An 18,641-nucleotide genomic window follows, 5' to 3' on the forward strand; every position below is an offset into this window, starting at 1 on the left:
TCTTGATTTATTTGGCACCAGCCTGGAACCAGGCACCGACGACTGCACGTTCTTCTTCCGTCATTTGCGTCATATTCCCTATAGGCATGGCCTTGAGTTGCACTGCCTGCATATTGACCTTGACCGCATTCTGTTTGATCAGTTCTGGTGTATCAAGCTTGATACCAGCAGGTGCAGTAGCAAAGCCAGGCTGGGTCGGTGCGGCTGAATGGCAAGACGCACAACGCTGCTGGATGATGCCCTGTACTTTAGTGAACTGGGCCTTTTCTGCTTCTGCCGCCGACAGAGCCGGGTCAGGCGCTGCCACTTTCGCTGGTGGCTTGGGGGCAATCGCAATTGCCACTGCCAGCAATAAAGCCACGCCTGCGGATGGATAAGCCCAGTTGGTAATACCCTTGTGGCGCAGGTTGAAAAAGTGACGTATCAAGACACCCGCCGCCATGATGGTCGCCAGCACCAGCCAGTTGTATTCATGGTTATACGTCATTGCATAATGATTGCTGATCATGATGAACAGCACCGGCAGGGTGAAGTAATTATTGTGTACGCTGCGTTGCTTGGCTTTCTGGCCGTGGATGGGGTCAGGCGATTTACCCTGCTGCATGGCTTCGACGAGTTTGCGCTGGCCGGGGATGATGAGCATCAGCACATTACCGACCATCATCGTGCCTATCATGGCACCAACGTGAATATAGGCAGCGCGGCCACTGAGGAATTTCGACAACACAAAAGCTGTCGCCACAATGAACACGAACATGATGATGCCCAGCAGGCCTTCACGCTTGCCCAGCGGTGAGCGGCACAGCAGGTCATACACAGTCCAGCCCACCAGCAGCGTTCCCAGGCCAATACCTATGGCTTGCCAGCTCGTCAGGTCAGCGACGGACTTGTCTATCATCATCGCAGAGGCATTGAAGTAATACACGATGAACAACATCGCAAAGCCAGACAGCCAGGTGACATAGGCTTCCCATTTGAACCAGTGCAGTTCTTCCGGCAATTCCTTGGGGGCGATCAGGTATTTTTGCGGGTTATAAAAGCCGCCGCCATGCACAGCCCACAATTCGCCAGACACACCCTTGTTGGCCAGTTCAGAACCAGGCTTGGGCGGGCGGATATTATTGTCCAGCCAGACGAAGTAGAAAGATGCACCTATCCAGGCGATGCCGGTGATCAGATGCAGCCAGCGGACGATCAGGTTCAGCCACTCAGTGCCATACGCAAGTAAAAAAGCTTCCATGTTTTCTCTCATGTTAGAAGCTCGTCTGCCTCCGCGGGCTCTTCAGACGAGAGGGATATAAAAATATCCCAAAGTGGTCGCGAACCGAAGCTCCGCTGCGACCGGTGTTATTAAGGAATATACCTTCCCATTATTCACGATGTGAGTGCTAAAAAACCACAAAATGCATCCAACTGCTGCAAATGTCTCCCATTACCGCAGTTAGACCAAGGGCAGGTAATGTTGGATCATGAAAGTCCAGCATTAATAGCAAAAAACTTGGTGAAGTCTGGTAACGATAAACTTTTTCCCTACAAACTTCATTGAAAACGAAGTATATTAAAAATACGGATTTCGATATACGTTTGAAGACAGGCATCAGCATGGCACAACTACCCAATCATCTCGATCTGCATCTGATACGCATTTTGTATCTTTTGCTCAGTGAGAAAAACGTCTCCCGCGTGGCTTTGAAGCTTAACCAGCCCCAGCCTTCGATTTCTGCCTCACTACGCAAACTCCGCGAGCTGACTGGTGACCAATTGCTGGTGCGTGGTGGTCGCGGCATGGTGCCTACACCCCATGGTGAAACCCTGCTCAAGCCTGCCAAGCGCATACTCGATGAAACCGAGCTCTTGTTTGAACGCAAAGTCCCTTTCGTAGCCCAGCAAGAGAGCAAGACCTTCCACATCGCTGCACCAGATTCCCTGCACGTGCAATTCCTGCCCAGCGTGGTGGAGCGCCTGCGCCGTGAATCACCCAAAAGCCGTATCGTTATCCATGGCCTGGGGCGGAAGTTGATTATGTGCGCCACCTGTCTGACGGCGATCTTGACCTCGTCATCGCCAACTGGGATGAGCCACCGCAGCATTTGCACCTGTCCAAGCTGTTTGAAGACCCCATCGTCTGCGCCATGCGTGCCGACAGCCCGTATGCCAAGCGCACCGGCACCGACGAGATGACGCTGGAAGACTACCTGAGCCTGCCGCATGTCGCGCCTTCGCAACTCTTGTCCGGCTATCACGGCGTTATCGATGCCCATCTGGAACGCCAGCACCTGCGCCGCAATGTCGTTGTCGAATCGGCCTACTTTGGCCTCATGCCGCATATGCTGACGCAGTCCGACATGGTGCTGACGACAGGCAAGCAATACCTGAGCTTTTATGAGAAAAGCCTGCAACTCAAGACTTTTTCCATCCCCATCAAATTCCCGCCACTGCGTTTTTACCAGCTCTGGCATGAACGCGTGCATCATTCACCAGAACACAGATGGCTGCGCGAGCAGATAGCCCAGGCAGCCAAGTCTTTGATGTCCAAATAATCCTGAGTTATGCAGGGGTTTAGCTACCCCTGTAAGTCGAGTACGCCCATGGCGACACCACCAGTGGCACATGGTAATTCTGGCTGGCATCAGCCACCCCAAAAGCCAGGGTCACGCGGTCTATGAATTTGGGGCTGGGCAGGTCTACGCCCTGCTTGTCGAAATAGTCACCTGCTGCAAACACCAGCTCATACAGACCAGTCTTGAGACTATCGCCTTCCAGTAGAGGCGCATTGCAGCGGCCATCATTATTGGTGGTCTCTGTCTTCAGCAGGGTTTTCTCACCTGCATTGACGGCATATAACTCCACCTGCACACCCACGCCGGGTTTGCCAACGGTGATATCCAGCACATGTGTACTGAGCTTTCCCATATTGATCTCCTATATTGATGACTTGAAATGCGCTATCAGCCAAATCTTATACTGCCAGCAGTCTATCAATATACTATCGAAGATATACAGATCATGAAGACAGCAGCACATTGCAGGCAGGTTTAGGCTTTAAGCTTCATCATCATGCCGGGATGATACCGGTCACATTAATGAATACGCACAATAACAGGCAAATGCCTGAGCAATCATGACGACAACTCTGGACCACCTGAACCACTGTAGCCCGCAAGACTTTGTGCACATCCTGCACGGTATCTATGAGCATTCGCCCTGGATACCCGAGCGGGCAGCGGCCAGCCGCCCCTTTGCCAGCATCACGGCACTCAAGCTGGCCTTGCAAACCGTAGTCAGCCAGGCGACAGAGGCAGAGCAACTGGGCCTGATCCGTGCCCATCCCGAGCTGGCAGGCAAGGCCGCCATCGCGGGCGAACTGACCCGTGAATCGACTGGTGAGCAAGCCAAGGCAGGCCTGACCAATTGCAGCCCCGAAGAATTCGCGATCCTGCATAAACTCAATGCCGACTACAACAGCAAGTTTGGCTTCCCCTTCATCCTTGCTGTCAAAGGGCCAGATGGCAAGGGTTTTACGCGGGAAGCCATCATCGCCACCTTTCAGCGCCGCTTTAAAAACCAGCGCGCAGACGAATTGGCAGAATGCCTGCGCCAGATAGGTCGCATCGCTGAGCTGCGCCTGAATGATTTGCTCGAACACACCCTGCAATTTGGCAACACCATCATGCAATGGTCAGAAACCCTGGCCGCCTGGAGCGATGATGAAGATGGCCTGACCTGCGCCTACATGACACCCGCGCACCAAAAAACCGCAGAGCAACTGGCGGCCTGGATGCGTGAAGCGGGCATGCATGTGCATATCGACGCAGTCGGCAATGTCGTTGGCCGCTACCTGTCTGATGCGACCGATGCCAAGACCCTGCTGACTGGCTCCCACTATGACACCGTTTGCAATGGCGGCAAATACGATGGCCGTGAAGGCATCCTGTTACCCATCGCCATCGTCAAGCACCTGAACGAAAAAAATGAAAAACTGCCCTTCAATTTCGAGATCATCGGTTTTTCTGAAGAAGAAGGTGTGCGCTTCAAAAGCACTTTCCTGGGCAGTAACGCCATCATCGGCCAGTTTGACCTGGCCTTGCTGGACAAGACAGATGCTGACGGCATCAGCATGCGTGAGGCACTGACTGCCGCCGGGCATGATGTCAAACAAATCGCGGCCATCGCGCGTGACCCTGCACAGATACTGGGCTATGTAGAAGTGCATATAGAGCAAGGGCCGGTCTTGCTGGGCCGTGACCTACCGGTGGGCATAGTTACTTCCATCGCTGGCAGTTGCCGCTATCAGGTGCAACTCAAAGGGGTCGCCAGCCATGCTGGCACCACACCGATGAGCATGCGCAAGGATGCAGCGGCCGCTGCTGCAGAAATCATTTTGTATGTAGAACAGCGCTGTGCCAATGGCACGTCCCTGGTAGGGACAGTTGGCCAGTTACAGGTGCCGCATGGTTCGGTCAATGTGATACCCGGCTCCTGCAATCTGTCGCTCGATATCCGCGCTGCTGACGATGCCACCCGTGACGCTGCGGTGAATGACATCCTCGCAAAGATAGAAGCCATCTGCCAGCGCCGCAATATTGAAGTGAATGTAGTCAAAGCCGTATCCGCCCCGGCAGCGCCTTGTGCCCCATGGCTGATGCAGCAACTGGCAGCAGCAACACAAAGAGCAGGTTTGCCCGCTTTTGAATTGCCATCAGGTGCAGGCCATGATGCCATGGCAATAGCCAAAATGACCGATGTGGCCATGCTGTTCACCCGCTGCGGCAACGGCGGCATCAGCCACAACCCATTGGAAACCATGAGCGCCGACGACGCAGAAGTCTCGGCCCAAATCTTGCTCGATTTTTTAAGGAATTTTAAGAGTAGGGATTAAGACCTAAGAGCTCACCACAGAGACACAGAGGGGGCACAGAGGGACACAGAGGGACACAGAGGAAGGGCAGATTTATTTGTGTATTTTCTCAATAAATGTTCTAAAGATTTTCTCTGTGCCCCTCTGTGTCTCCGTGCCTCTGTGTTGAGAGGTCTAGTTTTTCAGTTCAACAAACCAGGATTTCTGGCGCCACTTTCAGTATTGCCTGCATCAGCTTCGCAATGAAGACCTGATGCAGGACCAAGACTGAGCTTGAGCCTGCTGCCATGTTTGCGCTTGATAACGCTGCATGGTTTGAGGCGACGCAAGAATATGTCTTCACCGGCATTTTTTTACGACGCAGATCAATCCTGACGAGATATCTTCTTCCAGTTCATGGAGGTTGCATTTCGTCAGGCAGCAGTAAAAAGCGCAGTCGGACACTATGTTTCGGCTGTATTTGTAGCCGCTCTTCGTGACGACATCATCGTCATGAAGGCAAACCAGGAGTCTTGCACATGATGCATTTCCCCCTCATTTCGATTACCAGTCGCTTTAGTCTTTAGCATTCCAGTATGTGCAATTTCAGCCATCACTGAGAATAAGTTCCGTCAGAGAACCCAGCAGTGATGTGTCACAACCAAACCATCAAGCAAGGAAGAGACGATGCAAACAGCGATACACCCGGTAGATGAAAAGCTACCAGCAGCAAAATTATTCACTCTGGGCATACAGCACGTGCTGGTGATGTATGCCGGGGCGATAGCCGTGCCTCTCATCATCGGCGGTGCCCTGCACCTACCCAAAGACCAGATAGCTTTCCTCATCAATGCCGATTTATTCTGTTGCGGCCTGGTGACCCTGATACAAGCCCTGGGTATCTGGAAGTTTGGCATACGCATGCCTGTCATGATGGGCGTCACCTTTGCGGCAGTAGGCCCCATGGTGGCAATGGCGGGTAACCCCAGCCTGGGCATACTCAGTATCTATGGGGCGGTCATCGCCTCCGGTATTTTTGGTCTCATCATTACTCCCTTCATGAGCCGGGCTGTCAGGTTTTTCCCGCCTGTGGTCACCGGCACCATCATCACCGTCATAGGCATTACTCTCATGCGCGTGGGTATCAACTGGGCAGCGGGCGGGCAACCGATGATCTTTGATGCGGCCAGCAAATCCATGCAGCCCAATCCCAATTATGGTGCACCTGAAAACCTGGCGATCGCCTTCTTTGTGCTGGTCTCCATCATGCTCATGACACGTTATTTGCGCGGCTTTTTGGGTAATATCTCGGTCTTGCTGGGCATGGTGCTGGGTTTTGTCGTCTCGCTGGCATTGGGCAAGGTCAGTTTTGATGGCCTGGGTGAAGCAGGCTGGTTTGCCTTCATCATGCCCTTCCAGTATGGCATGCCGACCTTTGACCTGGGTGCCATCATAGGTATGTGCCTGGTCATGATAGTCACCATGGTGGAATCAACGGGCATGTTCCTCGCCCTGTCTGAACTTACCGGCAAGCGCATCAGCAATGAAGAACTGGCGAATGGTTTGCGGGCTGACAGCCTTGGCACAGTCATAGGCGGTGTCTTTAATACCTTCCCTTACACCTCGTTTTCACAAAACATAGGCCTGGTGGGTGTCACTGGAGTGCGCAGCCGTTACGTCTGTGCGGCTGCAGGTGTGATCCTGGTGGCGTTTGGCATGTTCCCCAAAATGGCGCATGTGGCGGCATCGATACCCGTGTATGTACTTGGCGGTGCAGGCATAGTCATGTTTGGCATGGTGGCGGCCACCGGTATCAAGATACTCGGCAATGCGGGTCTTAATCACCAGCGTCATAACCTGTTCATCGTTGCCGTCAGCATAGGGGCGGGCATGATCCCTCTGGTGGCACCGCAGTTCTTTTCACACTTGCCACACTGGCTGGGCACGATAGTCGATAGCGGCATCTTGCTGGCCACCATTGCGGCAGTGACGCTCAATCTGTTTTTCAACGGTCAGGGTGCTGAGTCTGAAGCCAAGGCATTTGCCATGGCTGCGGCCCACAGCTCCGACCATTAATTTTTATTTGCTATTTTATTTTTTATGACCAGCAGCTTACTTATCAAAAATGCCCGCGTTGTCGTCACCATGGACGACACGCGCCGTGAAATCAGCAATGGTGCGGTATACATCATCGACAATGTCATCGCGCAGGTGGGTACAAGTGCAGACTTGCCACAAACTGCGGATGAAGTCATTGATGCGGCTGATCATGTTGTCATGCCCGGCCTCATCAATACCCATCACCATATGTATCAAAGCCTGACGCGTGTCATACCCGCGGCACAAAATGGTGAGCTGTTCAACTGGCTGACCAATCTCTACCCTATCTGGGCCAACCTGACACCAGAAATGGCGCAGGTATCGACTCAGGCCGCCATGGCAGAGCTGATCCTGTCTGGTTGCACCACCAGCAGCGACCATCTCTATATCTATCCAAATGGCTGCCAGCTTGATCACAGCCTGCAGGCAGCGCAAGAGATAGGCATGCGCTTTCATGCGGCGCGTGGCTCCATGAGTGTGGGCCAGTCAAAAGGCGGCCTGCCGCCAGACCGTGTGGTGGAGGACGAGGCCAGCATACTGCGCGACACCCAGCGCCTGATAGAGACTTATCACGACAGCAGCCGCCACGCCATGCAACGCATCGTCGTTGCGCCGTGTTCACCATTTTCTGTCTCACGCGATCTCATGCGTGAATCAGCAACACTGGCACGCAGCTATGGCGTCTCGCTGCATACCCACCTGGCAGAAAATGCCAATGACATCGCCTACAGCCGTGAGAAATTCAATATGACTCCGGCAGAATATGCCGAAGACTGCGGCTGGGTAGGCCATGATGTCTGGCATGCGCACTGCGTGCAACTCGATGATGATGGCATCTACATGTTCGCCCGCACTGGCACTGGCATTGCCCATTGCCCCTGCTCGAATATGCGCCTGGCGTCTGGCATCGCACCCATACGCAAGATGCTTGATGCCGGTGTCAATGTAGGTCTCGGTGTCGATGGCTGTGCTTCGAATGATTCCGGCCACATGCTGGGCGAAGTCAGGCAAGCCATGCTCCTGCAGCGCGTGGGTTTCGGCCCCGATGCCATGACAGCCAGACAGGCGCTGGAAGTCGCTACCTTGGGTGGTGCCAAGGTACTCAACCGCGACGACATAGGTGCACTTAAACCCGGCATGTCGGCAGACATTGTCATGTTCAGCCTGAAGCAAATAGGTTATGCCGGTGCCTGGCATGACCCGGTTGCAGCCCTGGTATTTTGCACACCATCGGATGTGGCTTACAGCATCATCAATGGTCGTGTCGTGGTGCGTGATGGTCAAATAACTTCTATAGATTTACCAGTAGTGATGGAAAGACATAATCGTCTTGCCCATCAATTGGCTGAGGCCGCACGTTGAACTGATCTTGCTCTCTCCAGATGCTGACAGTGGTATAAAAAGTACCGCTGTCAGCATACAATTTTCGTGTATCCAGAACTTGGTGGTATGCTTGAGTCATTGACTTTGATAACTCATGCATGAAAAAACAGATTCCATTAAATCCAGCTGAAATTACAGAGCTGCAAAAACAGTTTTTCCATTCCCTGAAGCTGGGAACAGGCAGGGCGATGTTGCTGATGAAAGCGCATCCGCAAATAGATTTCTCTGCACATATACTCGCTGCCACTGTCAATAACCTCGCCTATGACAGACAATGTGAAGGCAGCAGGGCCGTATATCTGTACAGCCTGATCTGGCGGTCACGGCAAAAAGATGAGCTGATTCGTACTATCATCAAAAAATTCAGCGTCAAAAAAAGCAATGACTATGGCATGGATCAGTTAAGCGATCTCGTCCTGTATTTCCATCAGGCTGGCATAGCCGGAGCGAAAGAGGCTTTGTTAAACAGGTTTGAAAAAACTTTCAGCAATGGCTATGAGCTGTATGCTAGAGATGTGTTGCTGGAAATTGAAGGTATGGCAGGCCTGATCATGGCTGCTGAAAAAGTGGGACAACTCCCAGAACATGAAAGAGCAGATTACGAAGACCGCTGGCGCATCGATGATTTTCAAGAGATGAACAAGTCTGTCGATGTCTATGCAGAATTGGCCAAGGCCGCAGAGAAAAATCCAGCGATCAAAAATTATCTTGATCTGATCTTGTCTGCTGAACCCAGGGAAAAATACAGACGTAGTAAAACTATCCCTTATACAGTGGCAGAAATTGAAAAAATGATTGATGAAGCAGGTCGCTTTCCCCGCTTCTGGGCCTCGCACATTTCAGGAATGACACAGGCAGATATAGAACAAGTCGCCAGGAATTTTCTTGCTGAAAAAGACGGTAACAGAAAATACAAATACCTCCCCTTTTTTTATCAAACAAAATTCCCTTTTGATTACGGGTTCCTGCTGAAGTTGGCAAGCGGCAGGAACGTGAAGAAAAATCGCCGCATAATGCATGCAGTGAATGCCCTCAGTCATTTCAAAGGCGATGATATCCGTGCACTTGCATTAAAAAGATTTGCCAGTGAAAAGACACCCTGGGATTACCTGAAACTGCTGATCAATAATTATCAAGCAGGTGATGCGAAAATTTTACTTGAGATCATACAACGTTCAGACAATGTTCATCACATACATAACCTGGTAGCAGGTATCGTTGACGTTTTTGACGCGAATCCGGATAAGGAATGCAAGGCACCACTGGAAGCGATGTATTACAACATGAATTGTGCAATACATAGATGGAATGTGATAGATCTGTTAAATGGAAATGGGGTCTTGTCTGAGGAAATCGTGGAAGAACTTGCTTATGACACCGATGAGGACTTACGAAAATTATCCCGTAGCATAAAACGTTCTCGCTCCAAAATGAAGAGTTAACGATGCTGATTTATGAGTATTTTATGACTTTAAGATTTTGAAAAAAGTTTACTTAAACCAGAACAAAATTTAATCCTGCATGGTGAAAAATAATTTTCCAGATTTATCTGAAATTACAGAGCTGCAAAAACAGTTTTTCCATTCCCTGAACCTGGGAACAGGTAGAGCGATGTTGCTCATGAAGGCGTATCCGCAGCTGGATTTTTCCAGAGAACTCATTGCCGCATCCGTCAGAAATCTCGCAAATGATGCTCCATCTGAAGGCAGCAGAGCTGATTATTTGTATCCATTGATCAGACGGGCCAAGAACAGGGCCTTGATAGAAAAAGCCTTGCTGCAAAAACTTAAAAATAAAAAATCTGGAGCATGCAATCTGGATCAATTATGCGGTCTCGCCCTGCATTTCTATCAGGATGGGAATCTTGATGCCAGAGAAATTTTTCTTGAACGCTTCGACAAATCTTTTCATGACGATTATGAGTTTTGTGGGGAAGAACAAATTTTGAAGATGGATGGATTACAAGGCTTGTTCAAGCTGGCTGACAAGATAGGCAGACTTCCTGAAGATGAATGGCCATGGTATGAGTATCGCTGGAATATAGATGATTTTCAAAAGGCCAATCCTGCGCTGAATGTATTTACAGAATTCGAGAAGGCAGCTAAAGAGAATACCTACATCCAGAATTATTTCAAATTAATATCTTCAATTACACCCTTCAAGCGTATTCGCAGAAAAATACCTTCAGCTTATACAGTGAAAGATATAGAAGAGCTTGTCAATCGTCCAAGCAAGCGCGTCGGGTTTAATCGCGACCGTACGCTCAGGATGAAGCAGCAGGAGATAATTGCCGTTGCCAGAAATTTTCTCGACGAAAAAGACAAAATCAGAAAATTCAGATACCTGCGATTTTTTTATGCGACCAGATTTCCTTTTGATTATGCGCCTTTGCTAAAAATTGCGAGCGGTAAAAAAAATCATCAGACTATGGCAGTGAATAATGCAGTGCTCGCGCTTAGCCATTTTTCTGGTGCTGACATACGTGCCCTGGCTTTGAAGAAAATACAGGAAGAGCGTATCCCTTGTGAGTACCTGCATCTGCTCGTCAGTAACTATCAGGCCGGAGATGCTGAAATGTTGGTGGAAATAATAGGGCGAGCAAAGAATTTTGATGAAGTGCATTTGCTGATACAAGGCATCATCGCCATATTCAAGGCCAATCCCGTGGCTGATAGCAAGGCACCACTGGAAGCGATGTATTACAACATGAATTGTGGAATACACAGACGGGACTTGGTAGGACTATTGAACGACAATCAAGTGCTGTCCGATGAAATTCTGGAGGAACTGCCCTATGACTCGGATGAGGATGTGCGAAAATTATGTCGAAAAATAAAACGCCAGCGCAGCAGTGCTGCTGCCGTGATGAATTAAGCTCGGCTGATCGCCGTCTGGTTCACATGCATGGAAATGCATGTGAACTCTCGGTCAGCTTGCTAACTCAAGCTGTTCAAGCTGCGATAGCAGCTCTGAGTATATTTTTTTCCTGTTCCGTAAAATCGAGTGTCGTCAGATCATCATTGAGCAGGACGATATGTGGTGAGCCAGTGAGCCTGACTGCCAGTGCCATATCTTCCTGATGCGGCAGGAACAGAGGACTTTCTTTTTTGCGCATGATATGACGGAGTTTTTTCTTCACGCCATCTATATCGCTTTCAAAAAATACCGTGCGTTGGTTTTGTATGTCTTTAACTTTGACCATCACCGGCAGCAAGCCCGGTTTTGTTTGTATCAGGCGATTAAAGAGATGGCTTAACCAGGCCGCGTACAGGCAACCGAAAGTCATGAAACCAAACAGCAGGGCAAAAGTCAGTATCATGAAAAAACGGTTGGTGATATGTTCGGTCGCCATGGTCGTTGTGATCATGCCGGGATTGGATCTGGACCTGACGGCTTCGGTGGACATCGACGGTTGAAAACTGACAAACCAGAAGCTGTGTTTGATCTCTTTTGCTATGGAGTCTTGCGGGGTTGGCAGGTAGCGGATTTTGACATCGCAGTCGATAAAGATGACTTTGCGGCTCTTGCAGCTACCGTGGATTTCTGCGCGTTCATCCACGACAGGGTCTTTGGATACTTTGTAGTCATACAGAAAATCCGGCACCGTCATATAGACGAGGCCGACCAGGAAAAGCAGCCCGGCCAGAGAAAGGCCTATCAGGCTTAAAACCCCCTGTTTTCCGGTAGTGAGTATTTGCATGCGTCGCTTGGGAAAGGCAGCGTTGATGGATGCAAGCTGTGCTTCCGTACCAGTACCGCGTGTTTGAAATTGTGTCTGGGACATGTCTGGTTTTCCTGGCAGTATAAAAGATACTTCTGTATGTATCTTTGACAAGCTGGCAGTATCTGAAAACCAGACAAACGGGGGTAAGATTATTTCAATTTTTTACACTCAGATTATCAGCCTGAAATTGTGACTATCATTCGGCAGCCCCCTTGTTTGCCTGTGGGCAAATGGAAAAGTGTCAGTGTGATCAAGCTGCTCCTGAAAAGGTCGGTTTTTGCCCGAATGTTTTTTGAGGCAATGGAGAAAATTAGCCAGACACCGGTCGCATGCAAGAAAATTTTTCCATTGTTAACTGACCGTCATTGCTCTGACCAGGCCGTTTGAACGGTTGATTTCCACCAGCCGCCCTGCGCGATCAAACAGCATGATGTAATCACGCTGCACATGTACCCCAGGATGATCAGCAGAGGGCAAGGCCAGCTTTAACAGGGTTTTCCCCTGTGCCAGTTGCCTTATCTCCCACATGGTCATCCCTCATTTCTTGATGCAACAAAAATCATGCCCTCTTCGAGGTGAACTTCAGGGGCTTGTGCTGCGGCACCTGTATTCACTTCGAAAGAAGCAACCATGCTGGACTTGGCCAGCAGTACGGCATTGCCGGTTTCATTGCTTTTCAAATAGAGCCTGGCGGGCTCGTCAGCATTCTCGACCGGCAGGATGCGCCAAACATCTGAGTCTGGCAGGGCCCAGGAATCACGCTGGTTGAGGCGGCGGCTGGGCAGCAGGTAGCGCCATTGCTCTATACCGTCGTGTGCACCTATCAACAGGGTTTGTGCCTGGGCGCTTTCTGAATAGGCAAAAATTTGTCCTGGCAGGTCAGCAATTTGCCAGACTACCTGCAATTTATCGACGCTGGTGTCGATGGCCAGCAGGCGGTTATGCATGACTACATTCCAGTGTATGCCATCATAACGGCGTGACCAGAATGAGACTGGCAGGGTCAGCCAGTCAGCAACGCTGCGGCTGGCTAGGTCTATGCGGCTGATGCGCATGGTGTTATCCCTTTTCGCCAGCACCAGTGCCCTTTGACCATTGTCTGACAAGACCAGATGATGTGCCGGTACGGGATAGTGCGCCAGTTGCTTGCCGACCTGGTTGACTATACTGACACCACTCTCACCCAGGGCCAGCAGGTAATGCGCATCTGGCAGGCGACAGGCATCATGGATGCGCATGAGACCACGCTCTTCAAACAACATTTCAAGCGGAGTCGATCTGGCATTGAAAGGCGCGAGATACACATCATGAGGCAGATTCAGTGCAGGCAAATCAGTGCGCATGACGGCGGCATCGGCAAATTCAATCAGGCGGGTGATATCCTGCTTCTGTAATTGGTTCAGGCCTGCCGAACGCTCCACCAGTACATGACGCAATACTTCTGCTGCAAGCCTGGTGCTGGCAGGCGAACGCCGCTTCAGTGTCAGCAATTCCTGCGCCAGCCGGGCGCGCAGTTGTGCTCCCGGTTCACCGGCCATATTCAATATATGTCTGATGCTGGCTTCACTCTGTTTCAAGTCCGAGACTTGTAGCGACAACTTCCTCGTCAATGCGCGTACGCCCAGTATGCCACCCGCACGCTCAGCCTGGGATAGCCAGGACAAGGCTTGCTCACGTTCTTCTTCCAGTGGCCAGAGAATTTCAGCGGCATCCGCCAGGTCACCCCTCGTTGCTACTGCGTGTGCCCAATGCTTGCGTAAGTCCCGGCCTTCTGTCGCGTGCTTCTTTTCCAGTAAATGCACTGCTTCTGCAAAGCTGTTGAACAGGCGTGCAAGCTTTGCTGCCCGTAAAAAGTCACCAGCCAGCCACCATAGCCTTACCCTGATTTCCGGTGATAATTCCAGGGTATCGGCCAGTTCAGCGGCTTGCTTTATCCGGTCTTTGCTTTCCAGATAATTGACCGCTTCTGTGCCTGATTTCAGCAATTCTGCCAGGACAAATACTGCTTCATCGATTTTTCCTTCACGGTCCAGGCGTTCAAAAGTACGGCGATACAATTGCCGCAAATGCTCTTGCACATCGCTGGCAACGTGGATGCTTGATCCCAGTCCGCTACTATTGCTGATGCTGAGATTGTCGCGCCTTCTGGGTGTGCCAAATGCCTGGCGGGTATTCTTTTTTTGCAAGGAATCCAGGGGCACAGCGTGGCGCAATGCCTCGTTCAAATCGCCACGTTCAAACATCTCCATCATTTCGCGCAGGAATCTGGCCTGGCGTTCGCCCAGCAATTTTGACATCCTGGTCATATTCGCAATTTTTGCGGCAAAATTGGCGAGTTTTTGCGCCAGAGGGGAGAGCTTTTCCGGAGCACCTGAGTTACCCCATGCGTGTTCTTTGGCCGGTCTGCGAAAATCAATCAGATTGCTGAGCCAGCTGGCCATCAAACCCAGGGCGCCAAGCGCAACAGGCCCTGCTCTTTGCGACCAGGATTTTTTCTGAGCAGCGTCATCAGGCAGCTTGCCTCCTTCAATGAGCGCTGCAGTTTCATCAAGAAAGGCTTTTTGTTTGTCACTAGCTTGCGGAATGGCGTCGCCCAGTATGTCACGTATATCTTTGCCTGGCGCAGGTTCATCTATTCCGGATATTCCTCCCGCTGTGGGGAACTTCAAGGGCTTGCGCAAGCTGATTGCACTCAGGTCCAGCCATGCCGATGGATCAATTCTGTCAGACTGTGTCAGTCTTGCAGTCAGAATTTGAGCACCGGCTACCAGGCAGAAGCTATTACCGGAAATGGCCGCCAATTCGTCCTCGTGCAAAGGCGCACTGCTCAAGATGCCATTGATTTCTGCTATGGCCAGGCCATCCAGCCCGGCGCAATGCAGGTATTTTTTTTCAGGGAATTCAAGAAAATACCCTTTGAGCACCTGGTACAGGCGTGAACCTGGACGCCAGTGGTGCAGGATGCGTGACCGTGCCTGGTTCTCACCGATGAGCTCAGGGTCGAACCAGATGCCGCGCAATTCGCGCATACCATCAAACAAGGGGCGTCGTACAGTTGGCATCATGCTGACACTCCATCTGCAGTGACTTTAAGTAACAGGGCTTCTTCATCCAGCCCTCTTACCTTGATATCCAGGGTATTTTGCAAGATCCAGGCCAGGCGGCTGCTGACAGAATCCATGCTGATTTTCGCGATGGGTTCTGCTGATCGGTGAATTTCTATCTGTTTTGCCTGCCCTATGAATTGTATGCTGTGCTTGTCTGCACTCAATACGACCAGGCCAAATTCGTCTTCCCCGTATTGCCGCCTGTTGGTAACGCCCAGGACTTTTACAGAAGCAGGGACAGATTTTTTTATATATGACTTTGATGTACCTATCCACCATTCATGCTCACCGATTTGCAATGCCAGCAGCCCGTGCTCAAAATTATTGACATGAGTCCAGGATATTTCATTGCCAAAGAAAATAGCCTGGCCTGCATGGGAAATGTTTGCAACAGCCAGAGGCGCATTTTCGTGTGCATGCCAGCGGAAAATTTTTGTACTAGCATTTTCAGTGACTGCGTATAACAGGCGCTGTCCAAAAAAGTCCGAACCTATGACATTGCTGGCAATAGGTTTAAAGTGTGGTTCTGACGGTTCCGGCCTTGCGCTTGTTGGTTTGCCTGTCGGCTGTGGCAATTCCAGACTTGATTCCCAGCAAACCAGGTGCTGATCTATGTCCTGCACGATGACCCTGGCCAGGCTGCGTGCGTTTTTTCTGACTTCCATGAAGTAAGCCGGCAGCCAGCGCGTACCACCGGTCGGTGCCCTGAAATACTTCATTTCTGGTCTTTGCACGACTACTTTTTTACAAGAAAAATGCTGGCTGGGGAAACCATGAAAACTCAGGTCCGTTCCATCGGCTGAAATATAAGCGAGATTTTTTCCCATCACCGCTGCAGCCAGGATACTGCCTTTTGTTGGCTGCCTGATCGTGCGGAATTTGCCTGGCGCAGCTCGCACGGATTGAGGTACGTTGTAGATGATAATGTTGCCATCCAGTTGTGGTACTGCCAGCCAATAGCCTTTGCTGGCAAAGCGTGGTGCCTGCTTCAGTGAAGGACGGTTTTTTGTATTGCGCACATGGGCCAGGCCATCGATACGTTTGAATTGCTCACGCAAGATGCGTATCGCGACATCTTCCGCAGGCAAATCAAGTATGACATCGCGCTGATTGCTGCGCTGGTTTAATTGCAGGTGCAGACGGCGGTTCTGCTCAGCACTGAATAAATCAACATGGCTGGTAATCAGACTGGTAGCGCGCTGCAGGCGTGCGGTGTGCGTCCCGGCAATTTGCCAGCAGTCACAGGTGTTCTTGTCCTGCTGTTTTAGCAGGGTATCCCAGCTATCCAGCTCAACCGTCGTGGCGTTGCGCAAGCTCTTGCTGTTCAGCAGGGCTTTCATTGCCTCGCGTCCCTGGGTTTCATGCAAGACACCTGGTTGTTGCAATATCCCCCACTTGAAATGGGCACCCGCTTCTTCTGCGCGACGCGATAGCAGGATAAACAGCACGATATGGGCCAGGCGCGGTTCGCCCAATTGCATGGGGCCTGCATCAAACAGGGCGATGCACAATTGCGAACGCAAACGGATGTCTGGCTCTGTGCCCAAAAACAAGAGTTCGTTGCTGGCAGCGCGCCGGATGAATTCATCCGGCTCGGCCTCGGCGTACAGCCACTCTGTCATGAGCAGGCGGTCATAGTTCCCACGTTGCACGATATTGCCTATGCCTACGGGTTCATCATTGGTCCTGTGGGATGCAAATTTCAGGCGGCCAACCAGAGGGTCAAGCCGCAGCAGCATCTGCCCTATGGCATCTGTCAATTCGGGCGGGAACAGGGTCAGCCAGTCACGCCAGGCTTCCAGTGCCTGTGGTAGTGCTCGCGGTGCTGACTGTGCTAATGACTGCGGTACAGGCTGTGTTATTGGCAAACTTTGTGACGTCATTCCAGCTCCTGCAGCAACCAGAGCAATAGATCTGCGGACAGATAAGCAGAGTCAGCGAGCGGGATGATTTGTTCCGGCTCATTCAACAAGAGCAAGGCTTGCGTACCCAGCCGCCGTGCCAGTGCGGCCTGCACCAGATCACAGGAGAGAGCCGGACCAGTATGGGTAGGCAACCAGAGATCACGCGCCTGCGGATGGGGGGCGCAATATTGCATGCCATTCAGCCATGGCAAAAGCTCAGGTGGCCCCATGAGTATCAGCAAGTCACGGCTGGCGACCACGGACAGATGGCTCAGCTCGTCGGCTGCCAAAGTCTGCAGTTTATGCAGCAATTGCCTGGCAATACCGGCGCTGGCAATCAGGCCCGCCGGTGAGGGTGCATGCTCATTGGCCCGCCATTCCAATACGGTCATCAGTCTGTTTCCAGGGCGGCGATCAGTTGCGTGCGGCGTTCTTCCAGCTCGGCTGGCAAATCTGCTTTGACAAAATTGGCATCAATCTCGCGCAACAGGGCTTCTGCTGATTTCTGGAAGTCTTCGCTTTCAGTGTTCGTCAGTAAACTGTCTGCCGTTTCTGCCAGTCGTGTTATTCGGGCCAGCGGTTGTTGTACAGCTTCTTCCACTACGGCCTGTAACAGGGGATGACGGGCCTGCGCCAGCAAGTCGCGCAATACTTCGCGGGCATTGCGCTGGCCAGCTGCGGTGGGAATCACATACACCAGTGGCCATAAGTCTGCCCTGCTCGCGACCTGACGGCCAGCCAGCACGGTTGCAGCGGCGATCAATTGTTGCGCCTTGACGATGCGGCGGTCGGATAATAAGACATTTGCTTGGCGCAATTGGCGTATTGCCTGGGCCAGGTCGCCGCGCACCTCTGCCATATTTACCAGCGGCACTGCACGGTTCAAAATATCCAGGCTGGCCAGGTCTGCCCTGGCTGCCACGGGACGGTGATTGACTTGCCAGCCACCTTCCAGCAAATCTTCCAGGCGCGGGTCTGGTACCGGCTCTACAAATACATGCAGCAAGAAACGGTCGGCAAAAGCTGCCAGGCCCTCATCTTCAGGCAAGCCATTGGCTGCGCCTACACAAATACGCAAGGGGCATTTGACGCGTGTATGGCCGCGCTTGAACTGGCGCTCATTGAGCACACCCAACAGTGTGTTAAGGATGGCAGTTGAACCAAGAAAAACTTCATCCAGAAAAGCAATCTCCGCTTCTGGCAGCATGCCTGCGATATCGGTTTCTACCGTGCCTTCCCGCAGTTTTGTCAGGTTAACAGGGCCAAACAATTCTGAAGGTTCAGTAAAACGGCCCAGCAGGTATTCAAAATACTGCCCGCCCAGACTTTGTGCAACCCGTCGTACAACGGCACTCTTTGCCGTACCTGGTGGCCCAACTACGAGCAAATGTTCTTGTGCCACCGCCCCCAGTATCATGAGTTCTGCAAGTTGGTCGCGGTCTATCAAACCCGTAGTGGCTTCGCGGATGGCATCTCTGATGCGTGACGAAGCCTCCTGCGTTGCTTCACGTATTCTTTCCTTCAGACTTGCTGTTGACTCTTGCATGGATGGATCTACTTTGCTAAGGGATTGGCTAACGCCAGGG

The 18,641-nt window shown here is 51.5% G+C and carries 13 protein-coding genes and 1 pseudogene; 6 read left to right on the forward strand and 8 right to left on the reverse strand.

Going from position 1 to position 18,641, the window contains the following annotated elements:
- Positions 1–7: 7 nt before the first annotated feature.
- Positions 8–1,240, reverse strand: a complete 1,233-nt coding sequence (locus UNDYM_RS28300; RefSeq protein WP_162044139.1) for a urate hydroxylase PuuD — start codon at positions 1,238–1,240, stop codon at positions 8–10.
- 362 nt (positions 1,241–1,602) lie between these two features.
- Here UNDYM_RS28300 and UNDYM_RS28305 point away from each other — a divergent pair.
- Positions 1,603–2,540 (forward strand): annotated as a pseudogene (locus UNDYM_RS28305) (LysR family transcriptional regulator).
- 19 nt (positions 2,541–2,559) lie between these two features.
- On the opposite strand, the gene uraH reads toward UNDYM_RS28305, so the two are convergent.
- A complete protein-coding gene (gene uraH / locus UNDYM_RS28310) occupies positions 2,560–2,913 on the reverse strand; it encodes a hydroxyisourate hydrolase (RefSeq protein ID WP_162044140.1) in 354 nt (117 codons plus the stop codon).
- Between the two features lie 208 nt (positions 2,914–3,121).
- On the opposite strand from uraH, the gene UNDYM_RS28315 reads away from it, so the two are divergent.
- From UNDYM_RS28315 to UNDYM_RS28335, 5 genes are all read left to right on the forward strand, one after another.
- Entirely contained in the window at positions 3,122–4,879 is a 1,758-nt protein-coding gene (locus tag UNDYM_RS28315; RefSeq protein WP_162044141.1) for an allantoate amidohydrolase, read from the forward strand.
- A gap of 645 nt (positions 4,880–5,524) precedes the next feature.
- Positions 5,525–6,913 (forward strand): nucleobase:cation symporter-2 family protein, encoded by a 1,389-nt coding sequence (locus UNDYM_RS28320; RefSeq protein ID WP_162044142.1) that lies wholly within the window; start codon positions 5,525–5,527, stop codon positions 6,911–6,913.
- Between the two features lie 24 nt (positions 6,914–6,937).
- A complete protein-coding gene (locus UNDYM_RS28325; RefSeq protein ID WP_162044143.1) occupies positions 6,938–8,299 on the forward strand; it encodes an 8-oxoguanine deaminase in 1,362 nt (453 codons plus the stop codon).
- Between the two features lie 413 nt (positions 8,300–8,712).
- Positions 8,713–9,762 (forward strand): hypothetical protein, encoded by a 1,050-nt coding sequence (locus UNDYM_RS28330; RefSeq protein WP_162044144.1) that lies wholly within the window; start codon positions 8,713–8,715, stop codon positions 9,760–9,762.
- A 79-nt stretch (positions 9,763–9,841) separates the two neighbouring features.
- The gene (locus UNDYM_RS28335) at positions 9,842–11,194 is read left to right on the forward strand and encodes a hypothetical protein (RefSeq protein WP_162044145.1); all 1,353 of its coding nucleotides are present in this window, start codon (positions 9,842–9,844) and stop codon (positions 11,192–11,194) included.
- Positions 11,195–11,270: 76 nt separating this feature from the next.
- On the opposite strand, the gene UNDYM_RS28340 is transcribed toward UNDYM_RS28335, so the two are convergent.
- The 6 genes from UNDYM_RS28340 to UNDYM_RS28365 all read right to left on the reverse strand — a co-directional run bounded on the left by UNDYM_RS28340 (position 11,271) and on the right by UNDYM_RS28365 (position 18,601).
- Positions 11,271–12,104, reverse strand: a complete 834-nt coding sequence (locus UNDYM_RS28340; protein WP_162044146.1) for a hypothetical protein — start codon at positions 12,102–12,104, stop codon at positions 11,271–11,273.
- A gap of 291 nt (positions 12,105–12,395) precedes the next feature.
- Positions 12,396–12,572: a hypothetical protein gene (locus tag UNDYM_RS28345; protein WP_162044147.1), complete on the reverse strand. Its 177-nt coding sequence runs from the start codon at positions 12,570–12,572 to the stop codon at positions 12,396–12,398.
- 2 nt (positions 12,573–12,574) lie between these two features.
- Positions 12,575–15,109 (reverse strand): bpX6 domain-containing protein, encoded by a 2,535-nt coding sequence (locus UNDYM_RS28350; protein WP_162044148.1) that lies wholly within the window; start codon positions 15,107–15,109, stop codon positions 12,575–12,577.
- A complete protein-coding gene (locus tag UNDYM_RS28355) occupies positions 15,106–17,034 on the reverse strand; it encodes a hypothetical protein (protein WP_162044149.1) in 1,929 nt (642 codons plus the stop codon). Before UNDYM_RS28355 ends, UNDYM_RS28350 begins: the two co-directional genes overlap by 4 nt.
- Positions 17,031–17,447: a hypothetical protein gene (locus UNDYM_RS28360; protein ID WP_162044150.1), complete on the reverse strand. Its 417-nt coding sequence runs from the start codon at positions 17,445–17,447 to the stop codon at positions 17,031–17,033. The genes UNDYM_RS28355 and UNDYM_RS28360 overlap by 4 nt, the downstream gene beginning before the upstream one ends.
- Positions 17,447–18,601: an AAA family ATPase gene (locus UNDYM_RS28365; RefSeq protein ID WP_162044151.1), complete on the reverse strand. Its 1,155-nt coding sequence runs from the start codon at positions 18,599–18,601 to the stop codon at positions 17,447–17,449. Before UNDYM_RS28365 ends, UNDYM_RS28360 begins: the two co-directional genes overlap by 1 nt.
- Positions 18,602–18,641 lie beyond the last annotated feature (40 nt).

The organism is Undibacterium sp. YM2, from assembly GCF_009937975.1.
Classification (GTDB): Bacteria; Pseudomonadota; Gammaproteobacteria; order Burkholderiales; family Burkholderiaceae_D; genus Undibacterium.

Excerpts from the sequence above, each read along its gene's own strand:
- UNDYM_RS28355 (WP_162044149.1), bottom strand. The coding sequence starts at position 17,034 with ATGACGTCACAAAGTTTGCCAATAACACAGCCTGTACCGCAGTCATTA.
- uraH (WP_162044140.1), bottom strand. The coding sequence starts at position 2,913 with ATGGGAAAGCTCAGTACACATGTGCTGGATATCACCGTTGGCAAACCC.
- UNDYM_RS28325 (WP_162044143.1), top strand. The coding sequence starts at position 6,938 with ATGACCAGCAGCTTACTTATCAAAAATGCCCGCGTTGTCGTCACCATG.
- UNDYM_RS28320 (WP_162044142.1), top strand. The coding sequence starts at position 5,525 with ATGCAAACAGCGATACACCCGGTAGATGAAAAGCTACCAGCAGCAAAA.
- UNDYM_RS28330 (WP_162044144.1), top strand. The coding sequence starts at position 8,713 with ATGGATCAGTTAAGCGATCTCGTCCTGTATTTCCATCAGGCTGGCATA.
- UNDYM_RS28365 (WP_162044151.1), bottom strand. The coding sequence starts at position 18,601 with ATGCAAGAGTCAACAGCAAGTCTGAAGGAAAGAATACGTGAAGCAACG.
- UNDYM_RS28335 (WP_162044145.1), top strand. The coding sequence starts at position 9,842 with ATGGTGAAAAATAATTTTCCAGATTTATCTGAAATTACAGAGCTGCAA.
- UNDYM_RS28315 (WP_162044141.1), top strand. The coding sequence starts at position 3,122 with ATGACGACAACTCTGGACCACCTGAACCACTGTAGCCCGCAAGACTTT.
- UNDYM_RS28345 (WP_162044147.1), bottom strand. The coding sequence starts at position 12,572 with ATGTGGGAGATAAGGCAACTGGCACAGGGGAAAACCCTGTTAAAGCTG.
- UNDYM_RS28300 (WP_162044139.1), bottom strand. The coding sequence starts at position 1,240 with ATGGAAGCTTTTTTACTTGCGTATGGCACTGAGTGGCTGAACCTGATC.
- UNDYM_RS28350 (WP_162044148.1), bottom strand. The coding sequence starts at position 15,109 with ATGATGCCAACTGTACGACGCCCCTTGTTTGATGGTATGCGCGAATTG.
- UNDYM_RS28340 (WP_162044146.1), bottom strand. The coding sequence starts at position 12,104 with ATGTCCCAGACACAATTTCAAACACGCGGTACTGGTACGGAAGCACAG.
- UNDYM_RS28360 (WP_162044150.1), bottom strand. The coding sequence starts at position 17,447 with ATGACCGTATTGGAATGGCGGGCCAATGAGCATGCACCCTCACCGGCG.